At 61.2% G+C, this 18,089-nt stretch carries 16 protein-coding genes; 8 read left to right on the top strand and 8 right to left on the bottom strand.

What is annotated here, in order from left to right; genetic code table 11:
* Positions 1–13: 13 nt before the first annotated feature.
* The 7 genes from bioD to ACL9RI_RS26425 all read right to left on the bottom strand — a co-directional run bounded on the left by bioD (position 14) and on the right by ACL9RI_RS26425 (position 7,645).
* Positions 14–796 (bottom strand): dethiobiotin synthase, encoded by a 783-nt coding sequence (gene bioD / locus ACL9RI_RS26455; protein ID WP_422729442.1) that lies wholly within the window; start codon positions 794–796, stop codon positions 14–16.
* Positions 786–1,982 (bottom strand): 8-amino-7-oxononanoate synthase, encoded by a 1,197-nt coding sequence (gene bioF / locus ACL9RI_RS26450; protein WP_422729441.1) that lies wholly within the window; start codon positions 1,980–1,982, stop codon positions 786–788. Before bioF ends, bioD begins: the two co-directional genes overlap by 11 nt.
* A 1-nt stretch (position 1,983) precedes the next feature.
* Positions 1,984–3,312: an adenosylmethionine--8-amino-7-oxononanoate transaminase gene (gene bioA, locus ACL9RI_RS26445; RefSeq protein WP_422729440.1), complete on the bottom strand. Its 1,329-nt coding sequence runs from the start codon at positions 3,310–3,312 to the stop codon at positions 1,984–1,986.
* A 20-nt stretch (positions 3,313–3,332) separates the two neighbouring features.
* A complete protein-coding gene (locus tag ACL9RI_RS26440; protein ID WP_422729439.1) occupies positions 3,333–4,121 on the bottom strand; it encodes an enoyl-CoA hydratase/isomerase family protein in 789 nt (262 codons plus the stop codon).
* A gap of 14 nt (positions 4,122–4,135) precedes the next feature.
* Positions 4,136–5,758 (bottom strand): carboxyl transferase domain-containing protein, encoded by a 1,623-nt coding sequence (locus tag ACL9RI_RS26435; RefSeq protein WP_422729438.1) that lies wholly within the window; start codon positions 5,756–5,758, stop codon positions 4,136–4,138.
* A gap of 40 nt (positions 5,759–5,798) precedes the next feature.
* On the bottom strand, positions 5,799–6,251 hold the full coding sequence (locus ACL9RI_RS26430) for a YchJ family protein (protein ID WP_422729437.1): 453 nt from the start codon (positions 6,249–6,251) through the stop codon (positions 5,799–5,801).
* A 116-nt stretch (positions 6,252–6,367) separates the two neighbouring features.
* Positions 6,368–7,645 carry a D-amino acid dehydrogenase gene (locus tag ACL9RI_RS26425; protein WP_422729436.1) on the bottom strand — a complete coding sequence of 426 codons (1,278 nt, stop codon included), beginning with the start codon at positions 7,643–7,645 and terminating at the stop codon, positions 6,368–6,370.
* Between the two features lie 347 nt (positions 7,646–7,992).
* On the opposite strand from ACL9RI_RS26425, the gene ACL9RI_RS26420 reads away from it, so the two are divergent.
* The 8 genes from ACL9RI_RS26420 (at position 7,993) to ACL9RI_RS26385 (ending at position 16,299) form a co-directional block, all read left to right on the top strand.
* Complete coding sequence (locus ACL9RI_RS26420; RefSeq protein WP_422729435.1) at positions 7,993–8,733, top strand: GntR family transcriptional regulator; 741 nt, start codon at positions 7,993–7,995, stop codon at positions 8,731–8,733.
* A gap of 112 nt (positions 8,734–8,845) precedes the next feature.
* The gene (locus ACL9RI_RS26415; protein WP_422729434.1) at positions 8,846–9,727 is read left to right on the top strand and encodes an N-acetylmuramic acid 6-phosphate etherase; all 882 of its coding nucleotides are present in this window, start codon (positions 8,846–8,848) and stop codon (positions 9,725–9,727) included.
* A gap of 45 nt (positions 9,728–9,772) precedes the next feature.
* Positions 9,773–11,068 (top strand): MFS transporter, encoded by a 1,296-nt coding sequence (locus ACL9RI_RS26410; RefSeq protein ID WP_422729433.1) that lies wholly within the window; start codon positions 9,773–9,775, stop codon positions 11,066–11,068.
* Between the two features lie 106 nt (positions 11,069–11,174).
* Positions 11,175–12,836, top strand: a complete 1,662-nt coding sequence (locus ACL9RI_RS26405) for a glycoside hydrolase family 10 protein (RefSeq protein ID WP_422729432.1) — start codon at positions 11,175–11,177, stop codon at positions 12,834–12,836.
* A gap of 94 nt (positions 12,837–12,930) precedes the next feature.
* Complete coding sequence (locus ACL9RI_RS26400) at positions 12,931–13,851, top strand: N-acetylglucosamine kinase (protein ID WP_422729431.1); 921 nt, start codon at positions 12,931–12,933, stop codon at positions 13,849–13,851.
* Between the two features lie 27 nt (positions 13,852–13,878).
* Positions 13,879–14,700 carry an N-acetylmuramoyl-L-alanine amidase gene (locus tag ACL9RI_RS26395; RefSeq protein ID WP_422729430.1) on the top strand — a complete coding sequence of 274 codons (822 nt, stop codon included), beginning with the start codon at positions 13,879–13,881 and terminating at the stop codon, positions 14,698–14,700.
* Positions 14,701–14,782: 82 nt separating this feature from the next.
* On the top strand, positions 14,783–15,685 hold the full coding sequence (locus ACL9RI_RS26390) for a LysR family transcriptional regulator (RefSeq protein WP_183682427.1): 903 nt from the start codon (positions 14,783–14,785) through the stop codon (positions 15,683–15,685).
* The gene (locus ACL9RI_RS26385) at positions 15,685–16,299 is read left to right on the top strand and encodes a M15 family metallopeptidase (protein WP_422729429.1); all 615 of its coding nucleotides are present in this window, start codon (positions 15,685–15,687) and stop codon (positions 16,297–16,299) included. Before ACL9RI_RS26390 ends, ACL9RI_RS26385 begins: the two co-directional genes overlap by 1 nt.
* On the opposite strand, the gene ACL9RI_RS26380 is transcribed toward ACL9RI_RS26385, so the two are convergent.
* On the bottom strand, positions 16,300–17,679 hold the full coding sequence (locus ACL9RI_RS26380) for a sodium-dependent transporter (protein ID WP_422729428.1): 1,380 nt from the start codon (positions 17,677–17,679) through the stop codon (positions 16,300–16,302). It abuts the gene before it with no gap.
* Between the last annotated feature and the right edge of the window lie 410 nt (positions 17,680–18,089).

The following is an 18,089-nucleotide window of genomic DNA, read 5'->3' as shown; positions in this document are numbered from 1 at the left end:
TTGAGTGATACGTTCAATTGTTCTGGCGTTGGGCTGGCCAGTTCGGCAAGCCCGTAAAATCGAGATAGGCGGCTGCCGCTGCGGCCGAAGGCTGCGCCAGGCGCGGCACCCTGCCCAGCAGTGGCGCCGGGATGCGTTCGATCAGCGCATCGATATTTTCATCGAGGAAGCGCATTTCCACTTCCAGCGTATTGGCGACCCAGCCCACCACTTTCAGGCCGCGCGCTTCGACCGCTTCGACCGTCAGCAAGGCCTGGCTGATGCAGCCCAGGCGCATGCCGACCACCAGGATCACCGGCAGGTCCAGTTGCTGCGCCAGGTCGGCGCTATCGTAATCGGCGGACAGCGGCACGCGGAAACCGCCCACGCCTTCGACCACCACCGCATCGGAGGCGGCGGCGATTTCCAGGTAGGCGGCCAGGATGGGTACCGAATCGATGCTGACGCCTTCGAGCGCGGCGGCGATATGCGGCGCCGCCGGTTCCTTCAGCATATATGGTGTGGTCAGGCTGCGCAGCATGCTGACGTTGCCGGCGGCGATCAGACTGTCGGCGTCTTCATTATGCAGTTCGCCGTCGCGCAGTTCGGCGCCAGCGGCCACCGGCTTCATGCCGCAGGCGCGCACGCCCCGTTGGACCAGCGCGTGCAGCAGCGCCGACGAGATCAGGGTCTTGCCGATTTCCGTGTCGGTGCCGGTGACGAAACAGGCAAATGGCAGCGGCAGGCCGGCTGCGGCGGCGGCAGGGCTGGGCTGTACGGCCAATTCTTCTGCCACGATAGGGTCATCAAGGCTCATGGCGGGTCCTTTCCAGGGTGTTGACTGCGTTGATCAATTGCGCCACTTCCTGCGCCGTGTGGCCGGCCGAGAGGGTGACGCGCAGGCGGGCCGTACCCAGGGGGACGGTCGGCGGGCGGATCGCGCCCACCCACAGTCCCTGCTGGTAAAGCGCCGCTGCAATGCCCATCATCTCGGCGTTGTCGCCGATGATCACGGGCTGGATGGCGGTTTGCGAGGGCAAGGCTTGCCAGCGCTGCAGCTGCAAGCCAGTGTTCCACTGGGCGATCAGCGCCGCCAGGTGCGTGCGGCGCTGTTTTCCTTCTTCGCCAGCGATGATATCCACGCTGGCCAGCAGCGCATGCGCCAGCGCGGGTGGCGCGGCGGTGGTGAAGATGTAGGGGCGGGCCTTCTGGATCAGCGTTTCGATCACGGCTTCATGGGCCGCCACAAAAGCGCCGCCCACGCCGGCCGATTTGCCCAAAGTCCCGACATACACTAGGTAAGGCGAGCACAAATTAAAGTGTTCCAGTGCGCCACGGCCGTGCTCTCCCAGCGCGCCAAAGCCGTGCGCATCGTCGACCACCAGCCAGGCGCCATATTGTTCGCACAGGGACAGCAGCGCAGGCAGCGGCGCCAGGTCGCCATCCATGCTGAAGACGCTGTCGGTGACGACGATCTTGTTCTTTGCTTTACTTTCTGCCAGCAAGGCGGCCAGCGCGTCCAGGTCGGCGTGCGGGTACACGCGCGTCTTGACGCGGGACAGCCGCGTGCCATCGATCAGGGACGCGTGGTTCAACGCTTCCGAGAACATCTCGGTGTCCGGGTCGCCAGCGGCCAGGCCCGTCAGTACAGCCAGATTGGCCATATAACCGGTGCAGAAATACAGGGCGCGCGCGTGTTCCAGGTTGACGCCGACAAAGCTGGCCAGCCGCTCTTCCAGCTGCGCGTGGGCGCGGCTGTGGCCACTGATCAGGTGCGAAGCGCCGCTGCCGGCGCCGTACAGGTCCACGCCTTCCTGTAGTGCGCGGGCGATGGCGGGATGCGCGGCCAGGCCCAGGTAGTCATTGCTGCAAAAAGCCAGCATGGCGCGGCCATCGACCGTCAGGCGCGGCGCGCACGGCGTTTCCACGGTGCGGCGGCGGCGGATCAGGCTGCGTTCTTCCAGTCCATGCAATTGCTGTTTCAGGCGCGTGATCAGTTCCATCTCAGGCCCCCATCACGCTGTTGAAGACCGCCAGGGTTTGCTGGCCCAGGCCGGCGATTTCTTCGTCGTTCAAAATGTACGGCGGCATCAGGTAGACGGTGGGGCCGATCGGGCGCATCAACAACTCATGCTCCAGCGCCGTGCTGAAGAACCGGCGTGAAAAATCGGGTGCTGCATCGACCGCATCGAAGGCCCAGATCATGCCCTGCTGGCGGAAGTTTTTGACTTTTTCATGTTGTGCCAGCGGCGCCAGCGCCTGCGTGATTTTCGCGGCGCGCAGCCGGTTGGCCACCAGTACATCGTCTTCCTCGAAGATGGACAAGGTCGCCAGCGCGGCCCGGCACGCCAGCGGATTGCCCGTGTACGAATGCGAATGCAAAAAGCCGCGGCGCACGTCGGTGCTGTAGAACGCCTGGTAAATATCTTCGCGCGTCATTACCAGCGACAAGGGCAGGTAGCCGCCGCTGATGCCTTTCGACAGGCAGACGAAGTCGGGCCAGATGCCCGCCTGTTCGCAGGCGAAGAAGGTGCCCGTGCGGCCGCAGCCGACGGCGATTTCATCGAGGATCAGATGGACTTGATACTGGTCGCACAGCGCGCGCACCAGCGACAGGTACAGCGGGTCGTGCATGGCCATGCCGGTGGCGCACTGCACCAGCGGCTCGATGATGATGGCGGCGATCTTGTCCGCCTTTTGCTGGAACAGGTTCTCTACTTCAGCGGCGGCGCGGCGCGCCACGTCTTGCGCTGTTTCGCCCTCATTCGCCTGGCGGAAATCGGGTGACATCACGGTTTGCGTGGCGCGCAGCAGCGGGCCGTAGGCATCCTTGAACAGGGCCACGTCGGTGACGGCCAGCGCGCCGATGGTCTCGCCGTGGTAACTGCCTTTCAGGCAGACGAATTCCTGTTTTTCACCCTGGCCGCTGTTGCGCCAGGCGTGAAAACTCATCTTCAGGGCGATTTCCACGGCCGAGGCGCCGTCCGAAGCATAAAAGCTGTGACCGAGCACGCCATTGGTGAGGGCGGAGAGTTTTTCCGACAGTTCGATCACCGGTTCGTGCGTAAAACCGGCCAGCATGGCGTGTTCCAGGCGGTCCAGCTGGTCTTTCAGTTCCGCATTGATGCGCGCATTGGCGTGGCCGAACAGGTTCACCCACCAGGAGCTGATGGCGTCCAGGTAGCGCCGGCCTTCGTGGTCGTACAGCCAGGCGCCGCGGCCGTGGCTGACGGGGATGAGCGGCACAGTCTCATGATGCTGCATTTGCGTGCAGGGGTGCCACACGCTGCGCAGACTGCGTTCGACCCAGCCCGATTGTTTTTCTGCTTTCAAAACTGCTCCAATAGAGATTGCTAGCCCATGAGCCAACTCGGCCTGCGCTTGTCCAGGAACGACTGCACGCCTTCGCGCCCCTGTTCCGAGGCGCGGATCTGCGCGATGCGTTCGGCGGTATCCAGCAGTAATGCGTCGTCGACAGGCTGGCCGGCGATCTCGCGCACCAGCGCCTTCGCCTGCCCCACTGCGTGCGGGCTATTGCCGGTCAGCGCTTTCAGCACTTCCGCGGTTTTCGCGTCCAGTGTCTCGGCGGCGACGACGTCGTGGACAAAGCCCATCCGCAGCGCTTCCTGCGCGGAGAATCGCTCCGCCGTCAGGAAGTAGCGGCGCGCCGCGTTTTCGCCCATGGCCTTGATGACATACGGTGAAATAGTGGCCGGGATCAGTCCCAGCCGCACTTCGCTCAGGCAGAAATGCACGTCTTCCGCAGCCAGAATGATATCGCATGCGGCCACCAGGCCCATGCCGCCGGCATAACAGTCGCCCTGCACCTTGGCCACCACGGGCTTCGGGCACAGGTAAATCGTGCGCAGCATCTGCGCCAGCTGCAGCGCGTCGGCCTGGTTTTCGGCATGCGTATAGCCGGCCATTTTCTTCATCCAGTTCAAGTCCGCACCGGCGCAAAAGGCCGCGCCATTGGCGGCCAAGACGATGGCGCGCACCATCTCGCTGCGGCCCAGGCCTTCGAAAGCGCGCGCCAGTTCGGCGATGGTGGTTTCATTGAAGGCGTTGCGCACATCCGGGCGGTTCAGGGTTACGGTGGCGACATTGCCCTCGATGACGATTTTCAGTGTCTCGAATTCCATATTCTCTCTCCCGGTCACATGCGGAAAACGCCGAACTTGGTGTCCGGGATCTCGGCGTTGAGCGCAGCCGACAGGCCCAGGCCCAGCACCATGCGGGTATCGGCCGGGTCGATCACGCCATCGTCCCACAGGCGCGCGGTGGCGTAGTATGGGTGGCCCTGGTGTTCATACTGTTCCTTGACGGGCTGCTTGAAGGCGGCTTCTTCTTCCGCGCTCCACTGCCCGCCCCGGCTTTCGATGCCGTCGCGCTTGACGGTCGCCAGCACGGACGCGGCCTGGTCGCCGCCCATCACGGAGATGCGCGCATTGGGCCACATCCACATGAAGCGCGGAGAAAACGCGCGGCCGCACATGCCGTAATTACCGGCGCCGAAGCTGCCGCCGATAATCACCGTAAACTTCGGCACGGCAGCCGTGGCCACGGCAGTGACCATCTTGGCGCCATTGCGGGCGATGCCCTCGTTTTCGTATTTGCGGCCCACCATGAAGCCGGTGATGTTTTGCAAAAATACCAATGGAATCTTGCGCTGGCAGCACAGTTCGATGAAATGCGTGCCTTTCAGGGCCGATTCGGAAAACAGAATGCCGTTGTTGGCGATGATGCCGACTTTCATGCCATGGATGTGCGCGAAGCCGCAGATCAGGGTAGTGCCGTAGCGCGCCTTGAATTCATCGAATTCGCTGCCATCGACGATACGGGCGATCACCTCCCGCACATCGAACGGCTTGCGCGTATCGACCGGGATCACGCCATACAGTTCCTGCGGTGCGTATTTCGGTTCGACCGGCTCGCGCAGCGCCATCTGCTGCGGCTTGACACGGTTCAGGTTTGAAACGATGGTGCGCGCCAGCGACAGCGCATGCAAATCGTTCTGCGCCAGGTGGTCCACCACGCCGGACAAGCGCGTATGCACGTCGCCGCCGCCCAGGTCTTCGGCCGTCACCACTTCGCCGGTGGCCGCTTTGACCAATGGCGGGCCGCCGAGGAAAATCGTGCCCTGTTCCTTGACGATGATCGATTCATCGCTCATGGCCGGCACATACGCGCCGCCGGCCGTGCAAGAACCCATCACCACGGCGATTTGCGGGATGCCCTTGGCCGACAGGTTGGCCTGGTTATAAAAGATGCGGCCGAAATGGTCGCGGTCGGGGAACACGTCGTCCTGGTTCGGCAGGTTGGCGCCGCCCGAGTCGACCAGGTAGATGCAGGGCAGGTTGTTCTGGTCGGCGATTTCCTGGGCGCGCAAGTGCTTCTTGACGGTCATCGGGTAATACGTGCCGCCCTTGACTGTCGCGTCGTTACAGACGATCACGCATTCCTGGCCCGAGACGCGGCCGATGCCGGTAATGATGCCGGCGGCGGGCGCCGCATCGACGCCGTTGGCGTCCTGGTACATGGCGTAGGCCGCCATCTGCGAAAACTCGAGGAAAGGCGTGCCGGGATCGAGCAGCATCTGTACGCGGTCGCGCGGCAGCAGCTTGCCGCGCGCCAGGTGCTTGGCAGCTGCCGCCTCGCCGCCGCCAGCGGCGATTTTTTCCACCTTGTCGCGCAAATCGTCGACGATGGCTTGCATGGCGGCGGCATTGGCCTTGAAATCTTCACTGCGCGGATTGAGTTTGCTTTCGATGTGCGGCATTGCGGTTCCTTTTTATTATCGCCCGGTCTCTCGGGTCGCGCTATTCGGGAAAACTGCCGTCGAGATAAAACCAGCGCAAGCCGCCTTCACCCTGCTCGCGCACGAAACGGCTGACTTCATGCAGGCGGTACGCGCGGCCGCTGACTTTGTAGCGGGCCACGAATTCGACGGTGTCGCGGTTACTCTCTTCGGTTTGATCTGCTGAGTTTTCTGATTCTGCTTTACGTTGACGTAAACGTAAAGCAGATTTTACCTCAAGTCCCAGCCAGTGCACCTTTTCTTCCTCGGCAAACAAAGGGTCGCCGGGACGGGTGCTGGCGTGCCAGGTGGCGCGCAGATAGGGCTCGTCGCGCAGGGTAAACGCCGTGTAGCGCGAGCGCATCAGGGTTTCGGCCGTGGGCGGCAAGGCGGCGCCGGTGATATACGGGCCGCAGCAAGTGGCATAGGCTGGGCCGCCACACGGGCAGACAGCGGTTTTCGGGGATGTGGACATACGGTCTTATCGACGTGGAAACAGGAAAGTCCCGCAATTATCCGCCATATCGCTGCTACCGGTTGCCGGTTGCCGCTAGCCTGCTTATCTGCTTATCTGCTTATCTGCTTATCTGCTTATCTGCCGGGACTGAGGAAATCGAGGGCAAATGGCGGCGCCTGGCCGGTCATCAGGTCGGCCAGGATACGCGCCGTGCCGGCCGCAAAGGTAAAGCCCAGCGGGCCGTGGCCCACATTCAGCCATAGATTGCTGTATTTGCTGGGGCCGACCAGCGGCGCGCTGTTCGGCGTGGCGGGCCGCAAGCCGGCCCAGGCCGTGGCCTGCTCATAGTCGGCCGCCTGCGGCATGGTTGCCCGCGCCAGCCGGGTCAGGCCGGCGATGCGGCCCGCATCGATGCGGGTGTCGGCGCCCACCATGTCGACCATGGCGGCCACCCGCAGGTTGCCGCCGATGCGCGCATACAGCACCTTGCGCTCGAAATCGGTGATGCTGATCTCGGGCGCCCGGTCTTGCGCGCGGATCGGTGCAGTCAGGCTATAGCCTTTCAGTGGATACAGCGGCAGATAAATGCCGGCGCTGGCGGCCAGGTCGCGGCTCTGGATGCCGGCCGCCAGCACGTAGTGGTCCGCTTCCAGCAGGCCCAGGCTGGTGTCGATGCCGGTGATCTTGCCGCGGTTCGTCATGAACCGTCGCGCTTCGCCCTTGAGCAGCAAGGCAAAGTTGGGATGCTCCAGCAGCCGCGCTTCCAGTACCTGGCAAAAGGCGTGGCAATCGGCTACCGCTTCGCCCTGGGTAAAGATGCCGCCTGCCAATGCACCCTGCAGCGCGGCCAGCGCTGGTTCGCGCTGCACGGCTTGTGCGGGCGTCAGTACGATGCGGGCCTCTTCCGATTCCGGCCTGGCCACGGCGCGCTGGAAAATCGCGGGCGAGCGGTAGACGATCAACTTGCCTGCATCGCGCCAGGCGTAGGCTTCCGGTGGCACGGATAATTCCAGCTGGGCCATGCCGGTGCGGCTCAGTTCGCCCAATTCCAGCAGCTTGGCCGTGGTGCGGGCATTGCTGGCGGTGTTGCAGTTGCGCAAAAAACTGGCCAGCCAGCGCCACTGGCGCCAGTCCGCCTCGGGCCGGAAACGCAGCGGCCCATCTTTTTGCAACATCCAGGCCAGCGCTTTCAGGGGTATGCCCGCGTCCGCCAGCGGCGCCACATAGCGATAGCTGAGCTGGCCGCCATTGCGATAACTTGCGGCAATGGCCACTTGCTCGTTGCGTTCCAGCACCGTGACCTTGTAGCCGGCTTCGGCCAGCCACCAGGCCGAGGTCAGGCCGACGATGCCGGCACCGATGATGATGACTTGCTGTCCTGCTCCTGGGTGCCGCCGGGTTTCTTGCATCATGCCTCGCCTGTATTGCCTTCGTTGCACTCCCATGGTGCGGGAGCAGTCGATGAAAGCTTAGAGGCTGGGAAACAAGCGAGCCAATGAAACATCATGGTGCAGCCATAACTTCCAGGAATGCGTAGGCCGTCATTTCCGCGTGATGGCATGGAAAACCGCTGCCACAATCTGGTGCGTGATTATTTTAAATATTATCTATTTATTCATGAATGTTGACGTTTGGCACACCGAAACATTGTTTTTTTCACTTTATAACCGTTATTTATGCCCATTTTCTATTTATTCATGGTTCGATGGGATACACGCAAGCGCCTTCGCTATTACACTAGTCATACAAGGAGAACTGTATGAGCCGGACCAGTGTAGAACTCAAGGTCGATTTAAATGACAATTCGCCTTTATATATGCAGATCGCCCGCAAGCTGAGCGATGATGTACGCAACGGCCGTTACCAGGTCGACCAGGCTTTGCCATCTGAACGGACCCTGTCCGAATTGCTCGACGTGTCGCGCGTAACGGCGCGCAAGGCCATCGACCAGCTGGTCGAGCAGGGTCTCGTCGTGCGCCGCCGTGGATCGGGCAACTATATTGCCCCGCGCATCGAGCAGCCGCTATCGAACCTGTCGAGCTTTTCCGAACAATTGCAGCAGCGCGGCTACCGTCCCGGTTCGCGCTGGCTCAAGCGCGAAGTGGTGATTGCCAGCAGCGACGATCAATTGAGCCTGGGCCTGCCCCAGAATACCAAGGTAGCGCGCCTGGAGCGCTTGCGCCTGGCCGATGACGTGGTGATGGCGTATGAAGTGAGCGTCTTGCCGTTCAGCGTGGTGCCGGACCCGGCAGCCGTGGGCGATTCGCTGTATGCCTATTTAAACAGCATCCGCAAGGCGCCCGTGCGCGCCCTGCAACACATCCGCGCGATGAACGCGACCGCCATGCTGGCCGAACAGCTGGGCGTGCCCGATGGCCAGGCCGTGCTGTTCATCACGCGTATCGCCTACCTGGAAACGGGCGAGGCGGTGGAACTGACGCATTCCTACTGCCGCAGCGATCACTACGACTTCGTCGCCGAAATGCGGCGTTCTCCATAAACGCCCATAAACTCCCGTTATGCCCGCCTGACATCCTTTCATGGCTGACTGGCTGTCGTGCTACTGAGCTTGGTATTAAACTGGTTTTATCGTTTAACCCTGTTCGGACGTCATGCTGAAAACTGAAACCCCGAGCCGGCGGCATCCGGAGTTGGATACCTATCCGGTCGAGCAACTGGTGGCTGCCTTTGTCGATGATCAATTCTGGGCCGTCGAGGCGGCGCGGCTGGCGTCGCCGCAGATCCGTGCGGCCGTCACCGCCGCCCTGCCCCGTATCGCCGCTGGCGGGCGCCTGCTGTATGTGGGCGCGGGCACGTCGGGCCGGCTTGGCGTGCTCGACAGTGTAGAACTGAATCCCACCTTTTCCTGGCCGCCCGAGCGGGCGGTCGCCATCCTGGCGGGCGGCCAGGGCGCCATGTTTACCGCCGTCGAAGGCGCGGAAGATGATCTGGAGCAAGGTGCTAGCGACTTGCTGGCCCTGCGGCCGCAGGTGGATGACGTGGTGATCCTGCTGGCCGCGTCCGGCGCCACGCCGTATGTGCTGGGTGCGCTGCGGGCGGCGCGCGAGCTTGGCGCCTTGACGATAGGCATCGCCAATAATCCCGGCGCGCCGGTGGCGCTCGAGTCGGAATGCGGCATCGTGCTCGACACGGGCGCGGAAGTCATTTCCGGCAGCACCCGGTTGAAGGCGGGCACGGCGCAAAAAATTACCCTGAATACGCTTTCCAGCGCGCTGATGGTCGGTTTGCATAAAACCTATGGAAACTTGATGGTAGACTTGAAGCCGACCAACGCCAAGCTACTGTTGCGGGCGCTGCGGTTGACCATGCACGCCACGGGCGCCGATGAAGCGCAGGCCAGGGAAGTGCTGGAGCAATGCCAGTTTCACGTCAAGGTGGCGATAGTTGCCTTGTTAAAAAAAATCACCACAGACCAGGCACAGGCATTGTTGGCCGGAGCGAACGGCAGTGTGCGGGCAGCACTGGCGGCGTGATCCGATGGCGCATCATTCTTTTGTCCGGTCGGAGACGAAGGATGTATGGAGCTTGTGAAACACAGCGCGCCAGCGCGCGCGACTAATCCGTGGCGGTGGATCCCCACCCTGTATTTTGGCCAGGGCATTCCCTATGTTGTTGTCATGACACTGTCCGTGATCATGTACAAGAACTACGGTTTTTCCAATACCGATATCGCGCTCTACACGAGCTGGCTGTACCTGCCATGGGTGATCAAGCCGTTATGGTCGCCCTTCATCGATATGTACCGCACCAAGCGTTTCTGGATTATCGGCTTGCAGCTGGTGATCGGTGCGGCGCTGGCGCTGGTCGCCCTGACCACCGCCCTGCCCCATTTTTTCCAGATCAGCCTGGCGATCTTCTGGTTGATGGCCTTCAGTTCGGCCACGCATGATATTGCTGCCGACGGCTTTTATATGCTGGGCCTGGAGCAACACCAGCAAGCAGCCTTTGTCGGCGTGCGCAGCACTTTTTATCGCCTGGCGATGATTGCCGGCCAGGGTGGCCTGGTGTATCTGGCCGGCTACCTGACGCATGTCACGGGCAATGTGCAACTGGCCTGGTCCAGCGTGTTCGCCATCCTGGCGGGCTTGTTCATCGCCCTCTTCGCCTACCATTATTTTGTGTTGCCCAAGCCGGCCGGCGACCAGCCCAGCATCGCGCAGGTGGGCGCCTCGCCGCTGCAGGAGTTCCTCGCCACCTTTGCCGCCTTCTTCAAAAAGAAAGACATATTCCTCATCCTCGGCTTTTTGCTGCTGTTCCGCCTGGGCGAAGCGCAATTGCTGAAACTGGCTGCACCGTTCCTGCTGGACCCAGTGAGCAAGGGCGGCCTGGGACTTTCCACGGAAGAAGTCGGCCTGGTCTACGGCACTATCGGCGTGATCGCCCTGACCGTGGGTGGCTTGCTGGGCGGTTACGTGATTTCCCGCTTCGGCTTGAAGCGTATGCTGTGGATCATGGTGCTGGCCGTGCACCTGCCCGACCTGGTGTTTGTGTATCTGGCGACGGCCTTGCCCAGCAATATTTATCTGATCGCCGGCAGCATCGCACTGGAGCAATTCGGTTACGGCTTCGGTTTTGCTTCTTATATGTTGTACATGATCATGGTGTCCGACGGCGCCCATAAAACCGCCCATTACGCTATTTGCACGGGCTTCATGGCCCTGGGCATGATGCTGCCTGGCATGGCCAGCGGCTGGATACAGCAATGGCTCGGTTACCAGCATTTCTTCATCTGGGTCTGCATCGCCACCGTGCCGGCTTTCATCATGGCGGCGCTGGTCAAGATCGATCCTGAATTCGGCAAGAAGGCCGCCTGACGTCCATCAGCGCCGTGCGTGGCTTCACCGAATGCCCACGCACAGTAAAATGCCCCGCTTAGCTGCGTGATCATCGATCTGGACCCTATTTCTGCAAGGAATTGTTTTGCTTTCTACATTGAAAAAACGGCTGGGCGCCGCCGCCAGTGCGATCGCCGCGCTGGCCGTGGCCGGCTTGCTCAGCAGCTGTACCAGCACCAAAATGCCCTCCGATACCACGCCGGAACTGGGTGGTTTCCCCGGAGCCGCGCCGGTCGAGCACATCACGGGCGAAGTGCCGCCGCCGGCGCCGCGCGAATTTCGCGCCGCCTGGGTATCGACTGTCGCCAATATCGACTGGCCCAGCCGCAGCAACTTGCCGGTGGCCAGGCAGCAGGCGGAAGCCATCGCTATCCTCGATCGCGCCAAGTCCTTGAATCTGAACGCGATCGTGCTGCAGGTGCGCCCCAGCGCCGATGCCATTTACCCATCGCAGCTGGAACCGTGGTCCGAATATCTGACCGGCAAGCAAGGCCAGCCGCCATTGCCCATGTATGACCCGCTGGCATTCTGGGTAACCCAGGCGCATGCGCGCGGCCTGGAATTGCACGCCTGGTTCAATCCCTACCGCGCCCGCCACGCGACGGCCAAGTCGCCGCTGGCGCGCGACAGTTTTGCCGTCACCAACCCTGATTCCGTCAAGCAATACGGCCGCTACCTGTGGATGGACCCGGGCGACGCCGCCGCCTCCAGGCACACCACCGACGTGGTGCTTGACGTGGTGCGCCGCTACGACATCGATGGCGTGCATATCGACGATTATTTCTATCCCTACCCTATCGACGCGCCTGGCGCCGGCAGCAATGCAGGCGCCGGGGCAGAGACCGCCGCGCTCGATGCAGGCACGGGCGGGAGCAAGCGCGAACTGCCCTTCCCCGATGAACCATCGTGGCAGCAATATCTGCTGGGCGGCGGCCAGCTGGACCGTGCTTCCTGGCGCCGCCAGAATGTGAACCAGCTGATCGAGGCTTTGTATACCGGCATCCACCGCGAAAAGAGCTGGGTGCGTTTCGGCATCAGCCCCTTCGGTATCGGCCGGCCAGACCGTCGTCCGCCCGGTATCGTCGGTTTCAGCCAGTACGATAAATTGTATGCGGATGCGGAACTGTGGCTGTCCAAGGGTTGGCTCGATTATCTGTCGCCGCAACTGTACTGGCCGGTCGGCCAGGCGCCGCAGGCGTTTGGCGTGTTGCTCGACTATTGGCTGGCGCAAAATCCATATGGCCGCCATATATGGCCGGGCCTGTACACCAGCCGCATCGACAATTCGGCCAAGTCTTACACGCCGCAAGAAATCATCAAGCAGATCGAATTGACGCGCACGCGCCCCGGCGCGAATGGGCAAGTGCATTTCAGCATGATTCCCCTGATGCAAAACCGCAAGGGCATCAGCGATCAATTGAAAGCCACGGTGTATCAGAGCCCTGCCCTGATTCCCGCCACGCCATGGCTGGGCACGGAAGCGCCAGGCACGCCGACGGTCATCATGCGCCGCGATACGACCAGCGTGAACCTGAAATTCACGGCAGGTTCCGGCAAGCCCGTGACCCAGTACGCGGTCTGGGCCCGTTACGGCGCAGACTGGCGTTTCACGGTGGTCTCTGGTCTGCAAGGCGAATTGACCCTGGTGGACGACGCCACCGGTCAAGTCAATGCCGTGGTGGTCAGCGCCGTGGATCGCCTCGGCAATGAAAGCCCGCGCGTCACTTTACGCCAGCCAGCCCAGTAACCGTCCAGTAAAGACGGCCCACCTATAACCTGCAGGCATGAAACATGCGCAAGCTTTCATGCCTGCAGGGCTTGCTTGGCTTTACACTGATGTGATGACTTCTTTCTCTACAGACAGGCTGGGCCTGGGCATCGATGCCGGCGGCACGCAGACGCGCTGGGCGCTGGCCCGCGTGGATGGCAGCATCGTCGCCGAAGGTGCGGTAGAGGGACTATCCGCCTTGCAAATGGGCAGCGAAACGGGCCGTGCCGCCTTGCAGGCCACCTTTGCTACCCTGTGCCGGGAAGTATTGTCTATCGCACAACCTTCCCAGGTCCTGGCTGGTTTGACGGGTTTTGGCGGCGATGGCGCCGAGTTGACCGGCTTGTTGGCGCAATTGCTGGCGCTGGACGTGACAAACGTGAGCCTGGGCAACGATATCGACATCGCGTATCGCGACAGTTTTGAACCCGGTGCAGGATATCTGGTCTACGCAGGGACGGGTTCGATTGCCGCCTGGATCGACCGTGATGGCGGCTTTCACCGCGCGGGCGGGCGTGGCGTGCTGCTCGATGATGGCGGCGGCGGTTACTGGATTGCACGGGAAGCCTTGCGCCAGATCTGGCGCCGCGAAGATGCATCTCCGGGCAGCTGGCAAGTTTCCCCTATGGCCGAAGCCGTGTTTGGGCATCTCGGCGGCAGCGACTGGTCGGTGTCGCGCAACTTTATGTATGGACAAGATCGCGGTACGATAGGCCGTTTGGCGCTGGCCGTGGCCGCGGCTGCCGACACCGATCCGCTGGCGCTCGATATCTTGCAGCGGGCCGGCCAGGAACTGGCGCGGCTGGCGCTGGCCTTGATCGACCGCTATGGCCCGCGTCCCGTGGTCTTGGCGGGCCGTGCGGCGCAATTGCATCCAGCCATTTTTGCCGCGATGCAGGCCGCGTTGCCTGCATCGCTGGCGCTGCAGCAAAAAGTGGCGCGCGCGCATCTGGCGGCGGCGCGTTTAGCCGCCAGGTCACAGCCGATTAGCTAATTTCTACACTCAGATGATGGATTACTCATGAAAATACTCGTACTCGCCCTGTTCATGGCCTTGTTGTCCGCCTGTACCACGACGCCAGCACCCCACATCGACCATAGCCTGACGGCGCGCGGCCAGAGTCCACGCGTGAAATTCATCATCATCCACTACACGGTCAGCAACCTGCCCCGCTCGATCCAGATCCTCACGCAACAGGAAGTGAGCAGCCACTACTTGCTGACCGACACGGCCACGCCGAAGTTTTATGCGCTGGTCGATGAGTCGCGCCAGGCCAACCATGCGGGTGTGAGTAACTGGAAGACTTATACCCAGTTGAATGTCAGTTCGATCGGTATCGAGATCGTCAATCCCGGCTACACGGACTCGCCGGAAGGCCGTATCTGGTATCCCTTCCCGCAGGCGCAGATCGATGAGCTGATTCCGCTGCTGAAAGATATCGTGGCCCGCTACAATATTTCGCCAGAAAATATCCTGGGCCATAACGAAATCGCGCCGCAACGCAAGCAAGATCCGGGACCGCTGTTCCCATGGCGCCAGCTGGCCGATGCAGGCCTGATCGTCTGGCCGGATGCCAACCGGGTTGCCGAGCAACGATTGATTTTTGACCAGCAAGTGCCGGACGCCGTCTGGTTCCAGAAAAAGCTGGCCCAGCACGGTTATGCCACGCCGCAGACGGGCATCTTTGACGAAGCCACGCGCAATGTCCTGATCGCCTTCCAGATGAAGTACCGCAATACCCGCTTCGATGGCATGCCCGATGGCGAAACGGCGGCCTTGCTGGAAGTATTGACGACGCCGGCCGCCAAGGCCGTGCCCGTGCCAGCTGTTGCAACAAAGTAGCATGCGGTTCCAGCCCATGACTTTTTCTTATATGCTTAATTCTTACGGCCTCCAGGGCTGAAGCGCGATAAAGGAATAAGTCATGCGGCTGCGTCATATCGAGGTGTTTCACGCCATCATGCAAGTTGGCACTATCAGCGGCGCGGCCCAGGTGCTGCATATTTCGCAGCCGGCCGTGACCAAGGTCTTGCAGCATTGCGAGTTGCAACTGGGCATGCCGCTGTTCGAGCGCGTGCGGGGCAAGCTCTATCCGAAACCCGAGGCCCACCGCTTATTTATCGAAACGGAAAAACTCAACCGCGATTTGCTGGGCATCCGCCGCCTGGCCGCCAGCCTGAAAAGCCATGCGGTGGAAACCATCCGCCTGGTGTCGACACCGACCATCGCCATCAGCGTCCTGCCTTTTGCCATGACCGCCTGGCGTCGCGACTTTCCCCACACGCGTTGCCAGCTGGCTACCCATCACACGGGCGAGATCGTCAATACCTTGCGCCTGGGCGAGGCGGACCTGGCCCTGTCGCTGCAAGACCCGCGTCATCCCGGCATCGTGGCGGAACCGATCGCGCAAGGCGTGATGACGGTCATCGCCCCGGCCGGTACCTGGCACGCTGCCGATTGCGGCACGCCGCTGACGGCGCATGGCTTGTCTGGCGAACTGATCGGCCACGCCGATAATGATCCGCTGGGCGAACTGGTGATCGCCGCCTGCGAAGCGCAGGATATCCACCCCGTCTTCAGTACCGTGGTGCAAACCTATCAAATCGCCCGCTCGCTGGTAGAAGCGGGCGCGGGCATGGCCGTGGTCGACCCATTCACGGCCGCCTCCGGTTCGCCCGAGCGTTTGCAGCGCCGACCATGGGCGCCGATGATCCCGATACAACTGTATTTATTGACGGCCAGCCATTCGCCGTTGTCGCATGGCGCGCGCCGCCTGGCTGACAGCATCGGCGTGGCCGCGCGCAATTGCCTGGAAAGAGGAGTGTAATGTCTGTTGCAAGTCTGCCATTGGAAGCGGTGGCCGGTGATCCGCAATTTCGCCACTTGAGTAGCATCGCCGGCATTGCTGTCGACTTGCGCTACGCCACGCCCGATAATTTCGTCGGCCGAGATTTATACAGCCCCATCGATTGCGCCTGGCTGCACCGCGATGCGGCTGCCGCGCTGGAAAAGGCGGTCGCCTGGTTAGATGAAGAACGGCCCGACCATCATCTGCTGGTGCTGGACGCCCTGCGCCCGCAGCGGGTACAGCAGCAACTGTGGGATGCGCTGCAAGGCACGGAATTGCTCGGTTATATCGCCGAACCCAGCCGCGGCTCCATTCACTCGTTCGGTATGGCGCTCGACATTACCATCGTGGGTCCCGATGGGCTGGAACTCGATATGGGGACGGGGTTTGATGATCTTAGTGAGCGCTCACATCCAGCGCTGGAACTGATATTACTGGAGCGGGGAGAAATTACGGAACAGCAGGTAGAGCATCGTCGGCTCTTGCGCGGCGCCATGTTCCAGGCTGGTTTCTTTGGCATCAACAGCGAATGGTGGCATTTCGATTGCGGCGACCGGGTGCTGGTGCGCCAGACCTACACCCGGGTACTCTAGCTAGAAGACCTGCAAGCCTTTCAGCATCACCAGCAGTATTAATACGGGCGACACATACCGCAGCAGGAACAGCAGCACCGTCGCCAGCCTGCGGTTCTGTAACAGGCCTTGATTGCCGATCGCCTCGATAAAGTGATCCTTGCCCCAGGCCCAGCCTGTAAACAAGGCAATCGCAATACCGCCCGCGGGCAAAAAGATATTCGACGAAACAAAGTCGAACAGATCAAACATATTCATATTAAACAGCTTGAAGTCGGCCAGGCTGCTGTGACTCAGCGCGCAAGCCGAACCCAGCAAGGCCAGCAACAGCATCGTCACCACCGTGGCCTTGTTGCGCGACCAGCCCAGGCGCTCGTGAAAGATCACCACCGGCACTTCCATCAGCGACAGCATCGCCCCCGTCGCGGCCACGGCGGCCAGGATAAAAAACGCCACCATCAGGAATTGCCCCATCGGAATTTGCGAAAACACGGCCGGAATGGTGATGAAGACCAGCGATGGTCCCGCACTGGGGGCGAAGCCAAAGGTGAACACGGCCGGGAAGATGGCGATGCCAGCCAGCATGGAGACGCCGAGGTCGGCTGCCATCACGCGCAAGGTCGTCAGCGGAATATCCTGGTCATCACGGAAATAGCTGCCGTAGGTCATCATCGTCCCCATGCCGACGGATAATTTAAAGAAAGCCAGGCCCATGGCGGTCAGTACCACCGATGCTGTCAACTTGCTGAAGTCGGGGTGGAATAAAAAAGCCAGGCCATCGCTGGCCTTGTCCAGCGACAAGCTGACCGCGCATAGCAGCAGTAGTAATAGAAAGAGCAGCGGCATCAGTTTCTTGGCGATCGCTTCGATGCCCTTGGTCACGCCCAGCATCAAGATGCCGCCGATAAACAGCAGCACGCCCCATTGCCACAACAGCGATTGCAGCGGGTTGCTGATCAGCGAGGTAAACGCCGCTTCCGTGACGTGCTTGTCGCTGCTGAGAATCGAGCCGTTGATGGCCTTGGCGATATAGGCAAACACCCAACCCACCACTTCTGAATAGAAGGCAACGATCAAAAAGGCGGCCAGCATGCCGATCACGCCAACCAGCCACCAGGGCTTGCCCGTGGTGGCCAGTTTTTCCATGGTCGAGATGGGATTGAGCTTGGCCCGCCGTCCCAGGGTGATTTCGGCAATCATCACGGGCAGGCCCACCAATAAGGTGGCCAGCAGATAGACCAGCAAAAAACCGGCGCCGCCATTGGCGCCAGTCAGATAGGGGAACTTCCAGATATTGCCGAGGCCGACTGCCGAACCTAAGGTGGCGGCGAGTACGCCAAAGCTGGAGCTAAAGCCTGCCCGTTTCAGGGTAAGGCCTGATCCTTGCGCTTGTTGTTTCATGGTGCTTCTTCTGTGTGTAGGCGCTGTTTTGCGTGGAGGGGCCGAAATTGTAGCAGTTCACCTCCGCCGCCCCTGAAAAAGCCTTGCTTCCAGAGGGAGGCTTTGCTATAGTTCGCCCCCTCGCAGAACAATGCATGTAAATGCAGAGTGAAGCAGAGAAAAAAGAAGGTTGACGAAATGTGCGAAACGCTTCATACTCTTCCTTCTTCGCAGCTGACAAACACAACGCTTTGTCGATAGCGCGAAAGTAGCACCGAATACAGTTCTTTAACAATTAACAGTCGATAAGTGTGGGCATTTGATGGAAGTGCAGCGCTGCGCAAGCAGCGTAAAACTTAAAATATCAAATGTTCACAAGAAATAATGAAATAGGACGCTACGAAAGTAGTGGCCTGTCAGTTTTTTGAGTG

This window comes from Janthinobacterium sp. Mn2066, from assembly GCF_049319705.1.
GTDB lineage: Bacteria > Pseudomonadota > Gammaproteobacteria > Burkholderiales > Burkholderiaceae_D > Janthinobacterium.
This window is presented reverse-complemented; position numbering and strand designations above follow the sequence as displayed.